A 19,117-nucleotide genomic window follows, 5' to 3' on the forward strand; every position below is an offset into this window, starting at 1 on the left:
TTCGTATCCAGCAAATAGCGATTACCACTCATCCCGCAGAGTCCTCTGCATTGCAACTGCATCTTCTGACCAGGCTAATTGTCCTGCCAAATCAGAAAAATCATACTTTAATTCTTGCTTATCAAGTGATGAAACTGGGTTTAAAACAAGGACAACATTTACCTCTACTGCCTTTAACTGAGTCAAAATATTAAGATTTAAGCAGCCAGATTCATCAGTCTTAGTCGTTAGTTGTAGAACTTCCATTACCAATAGAAGAGTAAACTTTATCTTGGCTGATTTTAGCACAATTTATCATCTGTTGGAATAGAGAGTAGATCCCTCGCTAATAATGTTGGGTTTCCTACCTCAACCCAACCTACTTTCTGACTGTTCATCGGTTAATAATGATATCTGCAAGCAAGAATTCTAATCTTATCATCTAACACTTGATAGACTAAGCGGTGTTCTTGGTCAATCCTTCTAGACCAACAACCCGATAGTTCATGCTTTAATTTTTCAGGTTTGCCAGTTCCTTGAAAGGGAGTCCGTCGGATCAAATTCCCAGCTTTTCACAGGCTTCCTCTAATCCCATTCCACCTTGACGATTTTTTGCTTCTAAAAGACGGCGTTTCATCGTTTCACTTTTTAACAAATAAGCAGTTTCCCTTTCCGATTCAATATCGCGCCATAAATCAATCGGAACAATGACAGCAACGGTTTCTCCCCGTTCATTGAATACATACTGAATATCTGTTTGGCTCATCTTTTTATTCGTACCTTGATTGAGTTTTAGCAACGATTATGAGACTATTATAGCGCGATTATCGCTCTTACGGTCAGCCAGCAAATGTTGGGTTTCGTACCTCAACCCAACCTACTCACTTGGAATTTTTTGAGGGTCTGAATCAGTTTCCAGTTCGGTTTGTACGGCTTTTAATTGCTCTGCCAGTTGATTGATTTCCCGCTCCAAATCTTTCCAATTTGCCGCACCCTGAAAGGAATGTTGTAAAGATTGAAGCTGATTTTCTAACGTCAGCAACTCTTTTAAGATTTCCAACTTCTGAGTATTGCTGTGGGAACTGTTGAGAACGGTATTTTGCAGTTCTTTTAATTCCAGATCGAGATGTAACCGCTTTTCTTTTACCCGCGCTTCCTGTTCTGAAACTTCAATTTTATGCAGGACGCTAACAAAATTTTCCCGCCATTTCCCAACGGATGAAATTAAATCTTGAACGGTTTTTGCAGGCCGATCTCCGCCTTGAGAAACTTCGATAATTCGGCTCAATTGTTCTTGAACTTTCTCTAAAGTTTCAGTTTGACTGACGGCTTTGGCTCTGGGTTCTAACTGTTGTTGAATTTCGGCCCGAAAGCGATCGCAATCTTTCCCAATTTCTGTAATGACCCTGGCAATTGATAAAATTGACTCAACCGTTTCTTGGGACAAACGACTACCACCCAGTTCGATTAATTCCTCGGTTCGCTTGTAGATGGCGTGAAAATGCTGCGATTTGTCAATCGGATTCATAGCAGCCCCCAGAAACTTAAGGTTAAATTAACACAAAAATACGTTCNGATCGCAATCTTTCCCAATTTCTGTAATGACCCTGGCAATTGATAAAATTGACTCAACCGTTTCTTGGGACAAACGACTACCACCCAGTTCGATTAATTCCTCGGTTCGCTTGTAGATGGCGTGAAAATGCTGCGATTTGTCAATCGGATTCATAGCAGCCCCCAGAAACTTAAGGTTAAATTAACACAAAAATACGTTCGCTTATCGTAACTCTAGCTTAATATAATCAGCATCGGCAGGTACTTCAAGCCTATCAAAAACCCAAATGCCACTTGCAGACAACAATCAACCCCCAGATTATATCGGATCGGGGATCGCATTTCCCGGTCAAACGAACGTCACCGGAGGGGTGCTGCTGAGTTCATCAACTCGTAACATCGAGGAGTCAATTTGGATTATCCTGAGTACCGACCTCGGAGAACGGGTCTATCGGCCCGATTTTGGCTCCCGTTTGTCGGAGTTGGTGTTTGCGCCCCTCAACCGCGAAACGCTTTTACTGCTGCGTCTCTACGTCGAAGAAGCGCTGAAAATGTGGGAACCCCGGATTATTTTGCGAGAAGTGCGAACCAACCCAGACCCAATTAGAGGTATGGTAGAACTGGATATTATCTATCAACCCAAAAATAGTTTTGAAACTCGCAGTTTGGTCTATCCATTTTACCTCGAACCAACTGTTCAATAATAGCGATCCGTATTAACTTTTAAAATTAGCAGCATGGTGAATTTTGATTTTCTGCCGAATTTACCCAAACCGAATCTAGACGATCGCAAATTTGAAGATTTAGTGCAGGAATGTTTGCTTCGGATTCCCCGCTATTGTCCCGAATGGACGAACCACAATCCGAGCGATCCGGGAATTACGATGATTGAACTGTTTTCCTGGCTAACCGATCAGATGTTGTATCGGTTCAATCAAGTTCCGATCCGCAATTATATTGTATTTTTGGAGATGTTGGGGATTCGTCTAAAGCCACCTGCTGCGGCGCGAACATTGATCACCTTTGAACTGACAAAAGAGCAAAATATACCCTTTCCAATTCCGGCGGGAACGGAGGTGGCAACCGAACGCACGGAAACCGAAGAAGCGATTATTTTCAGCACGGATAGAAAGTTCTTAATCGGAATTCCTCGGATACAATGTTTTTTGAAAGCCACAGAATATGATTATAATGAAAATCTGAGCAATGAGAGTTTGGAGGCTATTTTTCCGCGATCGCGATCGTTTTGGAGTCGCCAAGAAAACGGAGAATGGCTGACAACCATTCGCACTCCTATTTTTGAACAATCACCCCAACGGGGAAATTGTTTTTATCTGGTGATTGAACCCAAAGCAACGGGCGAAGAAAATAGCATTGAAGGTAATATTCTCGCCATCACGTTTAAAGGACAAGCCGCCACCGCAACGGGAATTGATCCGAAAAATCCGCCCCGAGAGTGGGAAGCCTGGAATGGTCGAGAATGGGTTTCGATTTTGCGACAGGAAAACGACGATCGCACCGATGGATTTAGTTTTGCAGAAATTACCCAACAAGGCCCGAATCCCGAACAGGGAGCGGATGTGATTTTGCACCTCCCAAATCGTTGGCCGGAGGATGATTTGGGAACTCAATATCGGGGTCATTGGATTCGTTGTATTTATCGATATTTGCGAGATAATGATGAGCAAGAATACGGTTACAGCAGTTCTCCGTTGATTTTTGGTTTGTCGGTGCGTGCCATTGGCGGAACCGTTGAGGCGACGCAATGCGTTTGGGTGCGCGATGAATTGTTGGGGGTGAGTAACGGTAAAGCGGGTCAGGTGTTTGAATTGCAGGGAAAACCCGTTCTCCAACGACAGAGCAACGAATATGTTGAAATTCAGCCCCCTGGCGATCGCAAACCCCGCGAACGATGGCTGGAAGTCCCGGATTTTGCCGATTCTAGAGCGAACGATCCCCATTATTTAATTGACTCCCAAACGGGTGTGGTTCAGTTTGGCCCGCTAATTCGAGAACCAAGTCAATTGAGGTTACAAACCCAGGCGCGAACCCGTTTTCAAACTCAAGACAGTCTGCAAACCCAGTTTACCGGAACAGAAGCCTCTGCGGATGCGCTTTCTCCGGCTAACGTTGAGACGGAAGGAAAGGCCCAAGAGCGTCAGTATGGTCGGGTGCCGCCACCGGGATCGGAAATTTATATGAAGGCTTACCGCACGGGGGGAGGGATGAGGGGAAATGTTGAGGCGGAAACGTTAACGGTATTGCGAACGGCGATCCCCTACGTCAAGCGGGTGATTAACTACGAAGCGGCGACGGGAGGAACGGAACCGGAGTCTTTGGAAAAGGCGGTTTTGCGGGTACCGGGACTGTTGCGATCAAGTCAACGGGCGATTATTCGGGATGATTTTGAATACCATGCGATGCGAGTTCCGGGTGCGGATGTGGCTCGCGCCCATTGTTTGGATGCGAACATGGAAATGGGTAGACGTTGGATCGAACCGGATGCTATTAAGCCGGGTCAGGTGTGTATTTTAACGATACCAAAGGCGGAGATTCAAGATTTGAGCCGGGGTTTATCTCCTGAAGAATTAAGGCTCGATGATGAACTGACTAAAAAGATTAAAGATTATTTGGACGATCGCAAACCGTTGGGGGTGCAAATTTTGCTGCGAGAACCTAAATATATTGGGGTGAAAGTTGAGGCTGTTGTTTTGGTTGGGCGGGATGGCGATCGCGAATATATTCGTTCTCAATTTCTGCAACTTTTGTATCGGTTTCTCAATCCCATTACGGGCGGAACAAACGGTCTGGGCTGGCCGTTAGGACATCCGGTTTATCCATCGGATGTGGTCGCCTATTGTCAGAAATTTTATCAGCAAATTCCTCACGTTCGTTATTTAAAAGCGTTAGAACTGAGGGGAATTCGTCCACAAGATCGCCCGAATTGGATTGTTGCGCCCATACCCGAACCTGTTATTTATCCGGGGGAATTTGGGGTTGTTTGTTCTTGGGATAATGGAGAGGAGAACGAAGAACGAAAAACCGCTCACGAGATTAAGTTTATACTGGATAATTAAGACTAAAATTCTCAAATTGGATGACTCAAACTAACTCTCGTCCAACCCTTTATCTTCGACTTACCGCCATGCAGCTTCCCGATGGTGGGAGTTTAGAAAAGTTGGCGTTATCTCCTCGTCAAACCGAAGATACAAGAAAAACAACCTTAAGGGTTTATCCGGGAGAACCGAGTGAAATTATCCTGAAATTAGAGAATCAGTCAGAAGAATCTCTCACACTAAACTTACAGCTAGAAATTGAACCCAAAATTAATCCAAATTGGTGTCAATGGTATCAGCAAAGCGTTAATAATGGTGTTACTCAACCCCAAGACGTTCGAGGGTTCAGCTATCAACTAACAATTGCGCCTCAACAACAGCAAGAAATCGAAATTGAGTTTGAATTTCCGCAAAGTTTTTTTGAAGAACAAACCGCGTTAACTTCGGAACAGAGTAAACTAGAAATTAATTATTTTGCCCAACTTTTTGTTTATAGCAATCATTTCAATAATAGGTTAATTGGTTATCAAGTTTTTGACTTAAAAATTGCTCCTAGAATAGAATATCTGGACTTTTTACCTGTTATTTACAGTGAAACAGATTTTCTCAGTCGTTTCTTGAAAATACTTGAAGAAACCTATGACCCAGCCATTCAAACCACCGATAATTTATGGGCCTATCTTGANCTTAAAAATTGCTCCTAGAATAGAATATCTGGACTTTTTACCTGTTATTTACAGTGAAACAGATTTTCTCAGTCGTTTCTTGAAAATACTTGAAGAAACCTATGACCCAGCCATTCAAACCACCGATAATTTATGGGCCTATCTTGACCCGCTAACGGCACCAAAAGCGCTTCTTCCTTTTTTAGCCCAGTGGGTAGGTTGGAAAATGGATTCTCGCTGGCCTCTTGATATTCAACGCCGCCTCATTCGCAATGCAATTGTTCTTTATCGTTGGCATGGAACTCGTAAAGGTTTGCGGTTTTATCTGCATCTTTTTACGGGTTTACCCCTCGATGAAGACTTACCAGAAGCCGAGAAACATATTAATATTTGGGAAGATTTTAATCGGGGGTTTGTTCTCGGAGCAACTCATATTAATCAAGATTCGATGTTGGGAGGCGGACGCGCTTATCACTTTATTGTTCGCTTGCGAGTTGACTTTCCAAATCAGATTGATGAACCGTTAGTGCGAGAAATTATTGAACAATATAAACCCGCTTTTTGCACCTACGAACTTAACATCATGTAGGTTGGGTTGACAAAGGAAACCCAACATCAAAGTAGGTTGGGTTGACAAAGGAAACCCAACATCATGTAGGTTGAGTAGTAGGTTGGGTTGACGAAGGAAACCCAAAATCAAAGTAGGTTGAGTAGTAGGTTGGGTTGACGAAGGAAACCCAAAATCAAAGTAGGTTGGGTTGACAAAGGAAACCCAACATCAAAGTAGGTTGAGTTGACAAAGGAAACCCAACATCAAAGTAGGTTGGGTTGACAAAGGAAACCCAACATCAAAGTAGGTTGGGTTGACAAAGGAAACCCAAAACTTAATATAATTCTATTCAAACCCAATCCCTTCTATAAAGTAAATTTCTTCATTTTCACCCCAATTCAATGTTAGCAAACCATTTTTTACAAACCGATGAAAGCTAGAATATTGCCAGTCTTTAGGAGACTTAACCAAGCCATGTTTAACCGGATTATAATGAATATAATCGACGTGTTGAATCAAGTCTTTATCATCTCGAATACAATGTTCCCAAAATCGCCTTTGCCAAATTGCTTGTTCATTTTTTCGTTGTCGGGATAAGGAATATTTTTGTTTATATTTGGAGTCACATCGACGGCTAAATTCACTTTTAATCAGTCGCCAACGGGTTGAAAAGTCGCAATCATTTTCAGGTAATGTCCAGATACAATGCAAATGATCGGGGAGAATTACTATAGCATCAATTGTAAAGGGATGATTTCCCATAACATAGCGANTTGCTTGTTCATTTTTTCGTTGTCGGGATAAGGAATATTTTTGTTTATATTTGGAGTCACATCGACGGCTAAATTCACTTTTAATCAGTCGCCAACGGGTTGAAAAGTCGCAATCATTTTCAGGTAATGTCCAGATACAATGCAAATGATCGGGGAGAATTACTATAGCATCAATTGTAAAGGGATGATTTCCCATAACATAGCGAAAAGCTTCCCGCAGAAGTGCTATATTATCAGGTTCGCAAAGGATTTTACGCCGTTGATAGGTGACAACAGTAAAAAAGTAAGTTCCCCCGTTAATTTTTGCACGACGGTATCGCATATTTCACTCAAAAAAGTAGGTTGGGTAGAACGAAAGTGAAACCCAACATTAAAGTTAACACAACGACCGCAAAAGTAGCAAAAGTAGGTTGGGTAGAACGACAGTGAAACCCAACATTAAAGTTAACACAACGACCGCAAAAGTAGGTTGGGTTGACAAAGGAAACCCAACATTAAAGTTAACACAACGAGCGCAAAAGTAGGTTGGGTTAACAAAGGAAACCCAACATTAAAGTTAACACAACNGTAGGTTGGGTAGAACGACAGTGAAACCCAACATCAAAGTTAGATTGGTTTGTTGGGTTTCATTCTTCAACCCAACCTACGAGATTTGTTGGGTTTCATTCTTCAACCCAACCTACTTAATCGGGTTGAGGTGGGATTTCTAGGGGTTCTAAACGACTAGGTTCGGAGGGTAAAGGTTGAATAAGTTCTGATTCTGGTGTTTCCAATTCTCCGGTTTTGGGGAAGGAAAACTGACTCGGACTAGAACTATTGGACTCATAGGTTTGAATGACAATAGAGCGGGTTTCTTGTTCGCCTAAACTATTGGTAACTTGCAAAGTAATGGTTTCAGCAAGGGGAGCTTGACTAATGGTATAAGTCATTGAACCTTCAGGCTGTACAACACCAACTAAGGGGTTTAATTCGACTTTAATTCCCTCTCCGCCTTCGACTTTCCAGGCTAACTGAATAAAAACGGGTGCGCCTCCTTTACTAATTGCAATTGGCGGGAAATTTTCTACAGGTTGAGTAATAGATTGATCGTTTACTTTGAATTCAATTTCAATCGGTGTGGGTCTAACTTTAACAGGGGGTGAAGTGCGAGTAATATTAGCAGTTTCTTCCGATTTTTTAGGAATAACATCTAGCTGAAACGTATATTCTCCGGGGGGTAAAGTTGTTGTCGGAACATCTCGACAAACAAGCGGTAAATCAACCGTTGCGGGAATTGAACAGAATTGACTAACTTGACTGGGGTATTGATAGCGTTGAATTTCTTGAGTTGAACCCGTTTGACTTTGAGCGCTGATAATAAACTCTTGAACTTGGTTGGGATTTTGAATCACCCAGTTTAATTTGATCGGTTCTTTTTGAGCTTCTTCATAAACCGCTTTTGATATTGTAAATTGTTCGAGTTCGGGTAAAGGTTCCGGTTGCACAATGATAGTATTTTGTAGGGGTTGAGAATCTGAGGGTTCTTTCGGATTGGATAAAGAGTAAACCTCGACTTTAAAGGTATAATTTCCCGGTTCAATCAAACGAGTATTTAAGCTCCATTGACAGCTTAAGTCTTCGGGTTTTTCTCCAACTTCACAAACTAAATCACCCCAAATATTTCTGACATCTTTGGGTTTGAGTTGAGTGTTTTCTAAGTCTTTTACATAAGAAGCTGTTCTAATCACTTGATCGCTTCNCTCCATTGACAGCTTAAGTCTTCGGGTTTTTCTCCAACTTCACAAACTAAATCACCCCAAATATTTCTGACATCTTTGGGTTTGAGTTGAGTGTTTTCTAAGTCTTTTACATAAGAAGCTGTTCTAATCACTTGATCGCTTCCTTGAGTAATAATGTCAAGTTGAGCTAACTGGCTCTGATTTTTGATATCAAACTGAAGAACAATTTCTTCTTGTTGAACTTTGGAATAGGCTGATTTTGGAGAGGTTATTTCGTTAATTTGAGATAATAGAGGTTCGGGTTTTGGGATAATTTCTATTGTATCAGTCCGACTGGAATCAGAAGCCTCGTTTGATGAACGCTTTCTAAATAGCTCGTTAATCGGTTTGGGAAACGTTTCGATTTCTAGTGTATATTTATTGGGAGAAGGGGGAGCCATAGTTAAGCTACAACGAGTTATTTTTTCGTCTTCATTCAGTTGACAAGGTTCGGAGTTTTTGCGAACGTCATCTGAAAAATTGGGTTTTCCGTCTAAAAATGGATAGTTTTTTAATTCGCGGCTTCCTTGGCTGTCAATACGAGTTAAAACAAGTTTATCTAATTGTTGAGGGTGGCTGACTTCCCACTCAATTTTAATCGGTTCACCTTCATTATATTTTCGGGTTGGTTTTAGGGTACTAAATTCACTAATTTTAGGTAAAGGTGGCATTTTAAAGTAATTCCACCAAATCGCAAATGCAGTTCCCGCTAAAATACAAAATGCCAACAAAATCAATAGCCACAAATGCCACCAAGGACTTTTATCCCAAATTAATATTCCCTGAAGGGATTCGCGATCTAAAGGTAAGTTTTGAGCGTCTTCTATCTCAATCTCAAAGGGAAGTTCTAAAGCGGGTCTGGGAATTAAACGACGCCATCGCCAACCTTTACGCTGAACTTGTAGAGTTATCGTTTTACTTTTACTGGGAAAAAGTCTAACATCTGAAGTCGGTGAAAAAGAGTAATTCCACAGCTTTTCTTGTCGAATAAAGTTGGTTGTTAAAATTAAATAACGTTTGGTATTGCCTTCGTTGGTTAATGCGATTTCAAAATCTGCTTCACCTTGTTTTACTTTATTTTTAGTGGGTTGGAGAGTACAGGGGAGTTGATAGTCAGGTAAAATCAGTAAATAAAAAACTCGAATGATTAGCTGAGATTCATTATTTTTTGAAATGAGTTGAATTGTGGGAAAATAGTTTCCTGCGGGGGTATATTTAGGCGGATGCAAGATTAATTTAATCTCTGCGGGAGGATCTTCTGGGTTGAGTTCAAGTCCGTCTGTCTCTCGAATTAATCCCGGTAAATTGGTATTCACTTCTGGATAACGAACATCATACCAATCCGGTTCTAAATCGGGACAAATAATGTAAAATCTATCCACTAATTTAGACCGATTTTTGACTTGAATAGGAATTTCTACTTCTTCTCCCGCTTGCAGTTCATAGGGTTTATTCGGATTGGTAACGGGAAGGATAAATTCGGGTTCGTAGTCCCAGATTGTTTCCCGATCTAAACGAACTCGAAGTTGTTGAGGACGACGAAAAACTTGATCGGGATATTGTTCGGGAGCTTCCGCAAATATTGTATAGTAATAGGTTCCCGGTGCGGCTTGCTGCGGAACTTCAAATTGAAGCTCAATTGAGATAGATTCATCTGGCTTTAGTCGGAGACGGTTATTAACCGATGATTTATCATCTATAATTGTACACCATCTTTCTATCGGTTTTGAACGAGCATCATTGGCTTTTATCCAAACGACAATTAATAATTCTTGGTTATCCGAGTTGGTGACTGTTAAGCGATATTTTTCGGTCGAACCTCGCCAAATGTTGAGGCTTTTTTGACTCTGATCTTCTTGAATAAAAATCGGTGTACGGGTTGATTGCATCCTGAATATCTCCAGTTTAATAAAACTAACTAACGGGTTCTTCGTTCATTCATACAGTTGGCTATCTTTTTGATTTTCATTTTCTTGATATTCACATGATGATTTTCTCCATCAAAGGTGAGGCGAATTTCATCATCAAACGTTTTTATATCAACGCTATTGAGTCTAATCCCAGGAAATTGAGCCACGACTTTCCCCTTTTCATTCTCTCGTGTTCCATCGGGATTTAATGACCATAGCATCACTCGTCCATCGTCTCCGGTACTCGCAAGATAGCAGCCATTTTGACTCAATGCAACCGTCCGAACGGGTTCGCCTTTATGACCATTATTCCACTGTTCTATCATCATATTTTCTGAACAGTTAAGAGTCTCACCAACTCCGGGTGACTGTTCAATACATTGACGAATTTTATCGAGGTTCCACAGCGTAATATATCCCTCTGTATCTGCACTGGCTAACCAATTGGGAAAGCTAGCATTATTAATTTCTTCATGGGTTGCTAGGCTGGTAATGTAGTTATATTGATTAATTAAATTCTTCTCCAAATTATCCGGTTGATTCTCCCAAGTATAAGGGAGATAATATAACTTATTGCGGGTTGCAGATTCTTGGTTTTGTTGTTGTAGAAAATCATTATAACTGGTAAAATTATAATAATTTTCATAATAGTAATTATTATCAAATTCTTGCCAGTTCTGCCAGTTTTCCCAATTCTCCCAAATAGCTAACTTATTATACTGACCTGCAAAAAAGACCAATCTTGGTTGATTTCGACTTTCACTGATAGCTAAGGTTAGCAATGAAAAGGGTTGTTTTAAAGTTAATTCTCGACCAATTCTCAAGTTATCTTTGTAGAGATCATAGGTTTCTGCAAGGGGTTCAAGTCCAGAGCCCTGTTTGACCTTACGAGTTTGTCGAATTTCTGATGAATTAACGCCAGAATCAATCGCTGCTAAATTCCATGCTCGCACCATTCCGCTTCCGTGAGCGCTCAATAAATAACGAGAATCCTTGGTAAATTCTAAGCCAAAAACGCGGTCATTTCTACTTTCATCAATATAAAGTGTTCCTTGTCTCTGTTTATTCGTGACATTCCAAAGATTAATTTCTCCCGTCTCTAAACCTGCGGCAACTTGTTGATTATCTTTCGGCAAAAACCGCACGACACGCACCGCTTTTTCATTTTCATCGGTAATCACTTCCGGGGGATAAAATAGATTTCCTTCGACTTGCCAGTAGCGAATACTGCGATCGCTAGAACCACTAATTACTGTATTTGCTTTGCCATCAAAAGCAACGGAGTTCACCGGATCGGTATGATGATTTTTCGGCTTGAGTAACCACCACAGTCCACCCAATAAAAGCATTAACAATAAGGCTAATAGCTGCAACCAAAATGGAATTATTGGCTTAACATCTAAAGTAATAGTTTGGGTTTCAGGCTTGGGAAAAACTGGCGTTTCGGGAGAGTCATAATTTTGATTTAATAAATGAGGTTTAAGTTTAAATTTCAGTTGACTGCCAATCCCCAACCAAGATCTAGCGTGACTAATTCTCAGTTTTTGTAATCCCGACTCTTGGGGATAAATTGTCTCAAAATTTAACCCAGTATAAATATAGTGAGATTGCTGTTGATCGGATTCGACAAAAAGTTCTTTTTCTTGTCCTTGCACTGACAAAACACTAAGATGATGCGGTCTTTTAGCTCTTTCAATAATATCAAAATTAATATCTTGAGTCCGGTTACTCTTATTCTCTAATTTAATGGTATAATTGACGCTATTATTCCATCGAACGCCGGATAAAACTTGCTCGATTGGATCGCATTCCCAACTGATAATTCCCTTCGGTAAAACTTCAAGTGTTCCCGCAACTTCTGGTTCAGGATTGAGTGTTATATTTGCTTTAGCCATGATTCTAAAGCTGTAAGTTTGACTCAANGCATTCCCAACTGATAATTCCCTTCGGTAAAACTTCAAGTGTTCCCGCAACTTCTGGTTCAGGATTGAGTGTTATATTTGCTTTAGCCATGATTCTAAAGCTGTAAGTTTGACTCAATGCTTTACCTTCTTCTGGAGGTTTACACTCAAAGATAACCGATTGAGGTTCGCCGGGATTAAGTTCTGTAATTCGTTTTTCAGTTCCATGAATCATCCAACTTTTATCGAGTTGTTCTTCTCCTTTGAACGTCAAATTTACCGCCATAGAATCTTGACTAAAATTTGATACAATCACTGGAATTTCAATAATTTCGCCCGGATATCCTTTTAATCCATCTCTGGGAGTGAGAATTGATAAAGTTAGCGGTTTTAGGGGTGCTTCCAGTTTTAAACTTAGGGTTTCTGTGGCGAAAAGTTCGGGATTTTCTATGGCAATTGCTCTGACGGTTAAATCTAATGGATTTTCATAGCCTGGACGGGGAGAACGATGAATATTAACGGTAAATTCAGTTGTTGCACCTGGCGGTTTCTTGGCGGCGACTTGAGGTTCTGTGCTGTACCATTTAATATTTGACGCCGGATCGAGTCCGGGTACAATTAACTCTAAATAAAAACTATAAAAATCCTGGCTGTAGTTGGTAACATAAGCTTTAAAGGATAAAGAACGCTGTGAACCTTGCTGTAATTTAATGTATTTGGGTTCAACTTCTAATCTAATAAAATCTATCATCTGATTTGTTAAATTAAGTGAGTTTGAGAATCACTGAAGCCGTAAAAACAGGTTATTTATTCCGAAAAAACCTCTAACAATTGAGTTTGATGTCTTCTGTACCAGGCAAAATAAAGTAGGTTAATTCCAAATTCTTGTGCTGTTCTAATCTCGGTGCGGGGAAGGGTATGTTCGTTAATTCCCCATGCTTTTGATAAGCTACCAATAATCAGGATCATTCCTCCTCCCAAAAACAGTTCTAGGGGTTCGTAGTTAATATTAGGAGGAATGGCAAACAGAAACGGATGAACTTTTAATAAATGATCGGGAATTAATCGATCCCAATCTATAAAATTCAGATTAAATTCTTCTTTTCCCCAATCTGTTAAGTCTTTAAAGTTTTGATTGAGGTCGTCATCAATCGGAATTTCAATTAATACAGTTCTTCCGGTTTCTAAATATCCGCCTAAAATTTCTAACTGATTGTTGTCTAATTCACGAGTTTGTTTTTCAGTTAAATACAGCAGATCAAAATCCTCATTTCCTATGAAGTAAATTTGCTCAATTTCTGAAATTCCTTGCATTCTCGGGTCAAGCGACTCTACGGAGTGCATCAGAAAACCAAGATTTTCTTGACAATATTTTCCTTCGGCTTCTGACATCATTCCTCTAGAAGCTTGAGGAGATAACATCGCCGTTTTCACAACAATTTGAGGACGCGATCGCGCTGCAATTCGATAGCGTAAATCTAATTCATTAACTTGAGGAAATAAAACCTCCTCGGGTTGACAAATTTGAACGGTTCCCGGTTCCAGATTAATTCGACAAATTTCTACTTCTAAATGACTGGGTGGATCGGTTTTTTGATCGATCCGAAAGGTTTCTCGAACGACATCATTATCATTTCTCAAACTGAGTTCTTCTGGGTCAACATAACTGACCACTAAATAAACAATAATCGGTTGCGTTTTTGAGGGTTTGGGGTCAGTAATTCTAAATTCCATCGGACGATCAATAATAATTGGATTTCCCTCACCATCGATCGCAATTCCGGGTTTTACCATTAACCATCCCGTTTGAAATTTTGACTGTACGCCAGCAGGAGCGCTTGTAGGATGCACACCCAACCCGCAAACAATTCCCGGTTGATTCAGCGATTGATAATGTAAATTTTGCCGTTTCCGAGAATAGGTATGTGCTAAACGCCATCGTTGAGCATTAATCATTAAACCGTCTGTAACATGAAGGCGATCGAGAGGATTTGGAGAGGGAGTCGGGAAATATTGATCGGTCATGGTTTAACTGTGGTCGTTTCTAAATTTGAATTTTTTAAGTTGGCATTTTCGAGATCGACTTTATCTAAATTCGCGCCTTGTAAATTGGTATGACTGAGGTCAGCATAGTTAACATTAGAACGGCTCAAATTTGCAAAACTGAGGTTGGCGTGGCTGAAATTTGCATACATTAAATCTGCGTCTTTTAAGTCAGCATAACTCAAATTACTGTGGCTGAAGTTTGCCATAAATAAATTAGCTGCCCGCAGTTTAGCATGGGAGAGATTAACATTAGAAAGATTGGCATTTTTGAGGTTGGCTTCTTCCAAATTCGTTCCCACCAGTTGAGTTTGAGTTAAGTTAACATTCTCTAAATTTGCACCTGCTAAATTTTGCCCGCTTAAGTCTTGCGTCCAAGGTTCTGAATGATTGACAATTTGCCAAACCAAACGCCATTTTGGTTCGAGTTGTTCTTCATTGAGTTGAGTATTTCTGAGATCTGCTCCCTCTAATTTTACTCTGCTTAAATTAGCATCTTTTAGGTTGGCATCTCGCAAATCGGCATCGCGTAAATCGGCTCGATCTAAGTTAGCTTTGGTCAGGTTTGTACCTCGGAGATTTGCACCTCTAAGTTTCGCTTTACTCAGATCAACATTTTGTAGAAATAAACCGCTCAGATCGGCTTNTCTGAGATCTGCTCCCTCTAATTTTACTCTGCTTAAATTAGCATCTTTTAGGTTGGCATCTCGCAAATCGGCATCGCGTAAATCGGCTCGATCTAAGTTAGCTTTGGTCAGGTTTGTACCTCGGAGATTTGCACCTCTAAGTTTCGCTTTACTCAGATCAACATTTTGTAGAAATAAACCGCTCAGATCGGCTTTTTCCAAATCACAACGCCGACATTCTCCGTTTTGCTGTAATTTTTTCATCACTCTAGAAATTTCAGACGAGACGGGTACTGCCAACCCCAATACTATTCCCAGGACAATCACAATCACGGCTATTATTTGACTTTTGTAAAGATTCGGTTTCATGGCCCAGTCCCCATCTTGTTGTTCTCCTCTTAGAGTGAACGGTGCGTTGGTATTTTTTGTCTAGATAAATACTTGAAACTGAAGAAATTAAACTGTAGTATAATAACATGGCTGCATTTTAGTTGATTTTCTCGCTATTATGGTTCTTATTTAAGAGATTTTAATTTTTCTGAAGCAAAAGGTTAAAGTCAACTTAAATTAAATTAAATGTATCACAGTTATCAGAAATTGTAAAAATATTAATGAGGATGAAATCAACATTGCGATGGATAGGTATTGTTAGCATTGGACTGGGGTTCTGTATTCAAACCGCAGTTCAAGCAACGGGTGCATTAAAACGACGAGAAATTTCAAATTCTCAACTCAATTTCGCCCAGGGAACGATCAATCTTCTCCAAGGTGTACCAACGCCGGGTTTACCTTCCGTATCGCCTCCAGAACTCCCTGAAATTCCTCAACCTCCTCAACCTCCTCAACCGCAATTTCCCCCCGCACCGCAACCGAAGCCAGATGCAGTTCCCGAACTCCCATTAGCTGATTTTGATTACGATAATGTAGAATTTTGGCAAGAACTCTGCACCACCCTCGAACAGACGGAACGATACGCCGAAGCGGTGGCGGCTTGTCAACGGGTAATTGAACTGAAGCCCAAACAAGAAAATTTAGAAATTTGGATGAGTTTAAGCCATTCATTACAACAGTTGAAACAATATCCTCAAGCTTTAGTTTCCTATAATTATGTCTTGCAGCGAGAACCGAAATATTCTCAAGTTTTATTGCAAAAATGCGAAATATTTTTAGAATTAGAACAATATGAACAAGCGATTTCATCTTGCGAAGAAGCCCTGAAAATCGATGGGATTTGGGGGCGAAGCAGTCCGGCTGATGCTTGGACAAAAAGAGCGATCGCCGTGCTAGAGTTAGGACGCATAGAAACGGCAAAACTGCAAGATTTAGGACAAGTTGATGGGGCAGAAGCCCGTAAAATTCAAAGCCTAGAAGACGCGATCAATTCCTACAATCAAGCCCTGAGAATTGCGCCAAATTCTTCCTTGATTTTGAGCGAAAAATGTGGTATATTGATAGAACTAGAACGCTATCAAGAAGCCCGTGAAAGTTGCGAATTGGCGATCGCCGTGAACGAAAATTGGGGTGCCAGTACCCCCGCTCAAGCTTTAGAATATTTGCTCGTTATTCGTCAAGAAATCGCCCCATCAAATCCGCTCCTAGTTAATAACCCAAAAGAACCCGAAGAACTCGCCGAACAATTTCAAAATTTAGTCAGTTTCTACGAACAAATTTTGGCTGAAAATCCCAACAATGCCGAAGCTTGGACAAGACAGGGTATTGCTCTACAAACTTTAGGAAAAACGGCTCAAGCGTTAACCTCCTACAGTCGGGCGGTTCAGATTCAACCGAACTATTCTTTGGCGCTCGCAAACCAGTGCGAAGTTCTCAATCAACTCGAACAATATCAACAAGCCCTAAGCGCCTGTGAAGCCGCCCTTTCTGGCGATCAAAATTGGGGCGATACTCGTCCGGCGAAAGCCTGGAATCAACGCAGTACAGCTTTGGCGGGATTAAAACAGTATAACGATGCTTTGGCGAGTGCCGATCGCGCCATTACTCTGGAGGAAGACTACAGCGCCGCCTGGAACAACCGAGGGGTGATGCTGTGGCATTTGGGCCAACTCCAGCAAGCACAGCAACAGTATGAATTTGCAGAAATCAACTATGAACAGGCGCTTCTATCGACCCGTCAGGCGGTTAAGCTCGATCCCCGCTACGCTCAGGGTTGGTACAATCACGGTCGCATTCTCAGCGAGTACGGTCAATTGCTGAGTCTACAGCGACGGGATGAGGAGGCCAGAGAGCTATATCAAGCCGCACGAAAGGCTTACGAGCAGGCGCTAACAGGCGATCTGACTCCGAATGACCGCATCCTCAAAGCCAGTATTTTCGCCAATCAAGCCGTTGTTTTGTGGCGCTTGCGAGATCCCCAACTGTTAACAGAGGCTTTGGTCGCCACTCAGCAAGCGGTTCAGTTGAATCCCCAATCTTTTGAGGCTTGGCACAATCAAGGATTAATCTTACTCGAATTAAAGCAATATCGAGGCGCTTTAAATGCTTACACCCAAGCTGACACCCTCAGTCCCGACAATGTGGGGGTAATTACTGCAAAAGGAATCGCCCTTTCTCGTTTGGGTCGCTATCAAGATGCTTTGGCTATTTTTGAACAAGCATTGCAGTTAGATCCAGAGTATATGATTGCCCGTAGAGAGCGAGAAATCGTGCTAAGAAATTTAATCAAAATGACCCAACGAATGCCGAGTTAGATTGATGATTTATTATCAGGAGCGAACGCCATGAGACTATCAGAATTAGTCAACACGGTCAGGGCTAGAGGACGAGAAATTTTTAACTTTGTTTCTCATCCTGATGCTACCATTCGTCGGATCGTTCGGCATCGGGCGCAGCAAATTTATGAACAGGTAAAAATAGGAGGAAGCGATGGTAACAAACAAAAGAAAGAAACTCCTGTTTCCCAACAATCACAGCATTCTTTTCAAGTAGAACCAACAATAAATCGACAAAGAGGGGGTGTACAAACTCGCATTCAGCCCGCAACTTTAGATCAACCTATTTTAACAGAACGTTCTCGGCGACGTCGTAAAGACAAAACCCAAAAAGTTCTCGTTCAAGGTTACGAAATTCGCGATCGCTTTGGTAGGCGTTATGAAATTGGTCAGTGTTTGAGTCATTCGGATCGGATTCGTCAGTATGAAGCCACTCCAATTTCACAGCAAAAACAACGGGTGTTCATTCAAGAATATTTGACCCAAAGTGATTCGGATTATCTGGCTGAATCTAACAAGCAAAACGGAAAGCTTAAAGAATTTCGTTTGCTGACACCGATTGATATCATTAAAGATTTCTATGAGGATAATCCCCAGGATATTCGTTGGTATTTAATTGTTGAACAACTTCCCAAAAGTTTGACTTTACGAGAATATTTGCAACGGCGACATCAAGCTTTAACGCCGACTCAGGTGAGTAAAATTCTCAAACAAGTGTTGCAAACCTTGCAGTTTTTACACAACTGTTATGAAGTTCGTTTGTCTCAAAGTATGCGAACAGGAATTGGTCATGGAAACCTAAGTTTAGACAGTATACTGCTCGTTCACAATGAAACTCAATCTCCCTTTGATGAAGAAGATGATCAATTTTCTATCTATCTCAGTCGCATTGCACTGTGGGAAAATCTGATCGATTCTTTAGAGTCAGAAGTTAATCATCCGTCTCTCTCGAAAAAAGCCTTTCAACAAGATCTCGTAGATTTAGGTCGAGTTAGCTATGTTTTATCTGGCGGAAAACAGGAGATTCCCGATCACGATTTCCAGTGGCATCAATATTGTCATCCCGAACTCAAAAACTTTATATTAAGATTATATTCCGGTGAGTTTAAAAGAGCTTCAGATGCTCATCGAGAGTTGTTAAAATTACCTTTAGATCATCCATTAGAACAGATTTCAGTCAATCCTATTTTTGTTGACAGCGAACAGCAACCCCGGTCAAAATCTCAACGTTCTTGGAGTATTCCTTTAATTCTTCTACTGGCAACTTTGGTGAGTTTGGGAATATTAATTCTAGGAATTAGGAGATTTTTATCGGCTTCAACACCTCCAAATCCTGCCAATATTGTCTTTAATAAAAACTCCGATCCCTCTCAGTTCGCTCAAGTTGATATTCCCTCAAGTTTGCTCAATAAAAGTATTAATTATTCAGCCGATCAACGATGGAAAACCGCACTTAAAACTTCCGTTGGCTACGGTGGTAATCAATCTTTGGCTAACCAGTTGAACCCGTCTCAAATTTCATTGAATCTGCAATCTCCAAATTTATTTTCTTTTATTCGTGAAGGAAACAACACAGA

Annotated in this window: 13 protein-coding genes and 2 pseudogenes; 6 read left to right on the forward strand and 9 right to left on the reverse strand. The window is 40.9% G+C overall.

Features of this window, described 5'->3' with window-relative positions; all coding sequences use genetic code 11:
* The coding region (locus WN50_RS35840) for a hypothetical protein (RefSeq protein ID WP_235440840.1) at positions 1–194 on the forward strand (194 nt) is incomplete at its 5' end.
* A 186-nt stretch (positions 195–380) separates the two neighbouring features.
* Here the strand turns inward: WN50_RS35840 and WN50_RS31840 are convergent.
* The 3 genes from WN50_RS31840 to WN50_RS05345 all read right to left on the reverse strand — a co-directional run bounded on the left by WN50_RS31840 (position 381) and on the right by WN50_RS05345 (position 1,507).
* Positions 381–539: a Txe/YoeB family addiction module toxin gene (locus WN50_RS31840; protein WP_082172329.1), complete on the reverse strand. Its 159-nt coding sequence runs from the start codon at positions 537–539 to the stop codon at positions 381–383.
* The gene (locus WN50_RS05340; protein WP_046277812.1) at positions 536–745 is read right to left on the reverse strand and encodes a prevent-host-death protein; all 210 of its coding nucleotides are present in this window, start codon (positions 743–745) and stop codon (positions 536–538) included. The genes WN50_RS31840 and WN50_RS05340 overlap by 4 nt, the downstream gene beginning before the upstream one ends.
* Positions 746–856: 111 nt before the next feature.
* On the reverse strand, positions 857–1,507 hold the full coding sequence (locus WN50_RS05345) for a hypothetical protein (protein ID WP_046277813.1): 651 nt from the start codon (positions 1,505–1,507) through the stop codon (positions 857–859).
* A 313-nt stretch (positions 1,508–1,820) separates the two neighbouring features.
* Here WN50_RS05345 and WN50_RS05350 point away from each other — a divergent pair, with 313 nt between their 5' ends.
* The 3 genes from WN50_RS05350 (at position 1,821) to WN50_RS05365 (ending at position 5,843) form a co-directional block, all read left to right on the forward strand.
* A complete protein-coding gene (locus tag WN50_RS05350; RefSeq protein WP_046277814.1) occupies positions 1,821–2,237 on the forward strand; it encodes a GPW/gp25 family protein in 417 nt (138 codons plus the stop codon).
* Between the two features lie 33 nt (positions 2,238–2,270).
* A complete protein-coding gene (locus tag WN50_RS05355) occupies positions 2,271–4,610 on the forward strand; it encodes a putative baseplate assembly protein (protein WP_235440841.1) in 2,340 nt (779 codons plus the stop codon).
* A 693-nt stretch (positions 4,611–5,303) separates the two neighbouring features.
* Entirely contained in the window at positions 5,304–5,843 is a 540-nt protein-coding gene (locus tag WN50_RS05365) for a phage tail protein (RefSeq protein ID WP_281062761.1), read from the forward strand.
* A gap of 306 nt (positions 5,844–6,149) precedes the next feature.
* On the opposite strand, the gene WN50_RS37075 is transcribed toward WN50_RS05365, so the two are convergent.
* The 6 genes and pseudogenes from WN50_RS37075 to WN50_RS37360 form a co-directional block, all read right to left on the reverse strand.
* Entirely contained in the window at positions 6,150–6,566 is a 417-nt protein-coding gene (locus WN50_RS37075; RefSeq protein WP_425354780.1) for an REP-associated tyrosine transposase, read from the reverse strand.
* Between the two features lie 11 nt (positions 6,567–6,577).
* Positions 6,578–6,899 (reverse strand): annotated as a pseudogene (locus WN50_RS37350) (REP-associated tyrosine transposase); the annotation flags it as partial.
* Between the two features lie 3,353 nt (positions 6,900–10,252).
* A partial coding sequence (locus WN50_RS05385; RefSeq protein ID WP_235440842.1) for a WD40 repeat domain-containing protein occupies positions 10,253–12,166 on the reverse strand: 1,914 nt, incomplete at its 5' end.
* Between the two features lie 786 nt (positions 12,167–12,952).
* The gene (locus WN50_RS05395) at positions 12,953–14,170 is read right to left on the reverse strand and encodes a hypothetical protein (RefSeq protein ID WP_046282477.1); all 1,218 of its coding nucleotides are present in this window, start codon (positions 14,168–14,170) and stop codon (positions 12,953–12,955) included.
* The coding region (locus WN50_RS37355) for a pentapeptide repeat-containing protein (RefSeq protein WP_425354779.1) at positions 14,167–14,834 on the reverse strand (668 nt) is incomplete at its 5' end. The genes WN50_RS37355 and WN50_RS05395, both read right to left, overlap by 4 nt.
* A gap of 1 nt (position 14,835) precedes the next feature.
* Positions 14,836–15,183 (reverse strand): annotated as a pseudogene (locus tag WN50_RS37360) (pentapeptide repeat-containing protein); the annotation flags it as partial.
* 248 nt (positions 15,184–15,431) lie between these two features.
* On the opposite strand from WN50_RS37360, the gene WN50_RS05405 reads away from it, so the two are divergent.
* Positions 15,432–17,519, forward strand: coding sequence for a tetratricopeptide repeat protein (locus WN50_RS05405; RefSeq protein WP_046277457.1), 2,088 nt, complete (start codon positions 15,432–15,434; stop codon positions 17,517–17,519).
* Between the two features lie 30 nt (positions 17,520–17,549).
* Positions 17,550–19,117: protein kinase family protein (locus WN50_RS05410; RefSeq protein ID WP_049558307.1), on the forward strand; the 1,568-nt coding region annotated here is incomplete at its 3' end.

The sequence above is a fragment of the Limnoraphis robusta CS-951 genome (genome assembly GCF_000972705.2).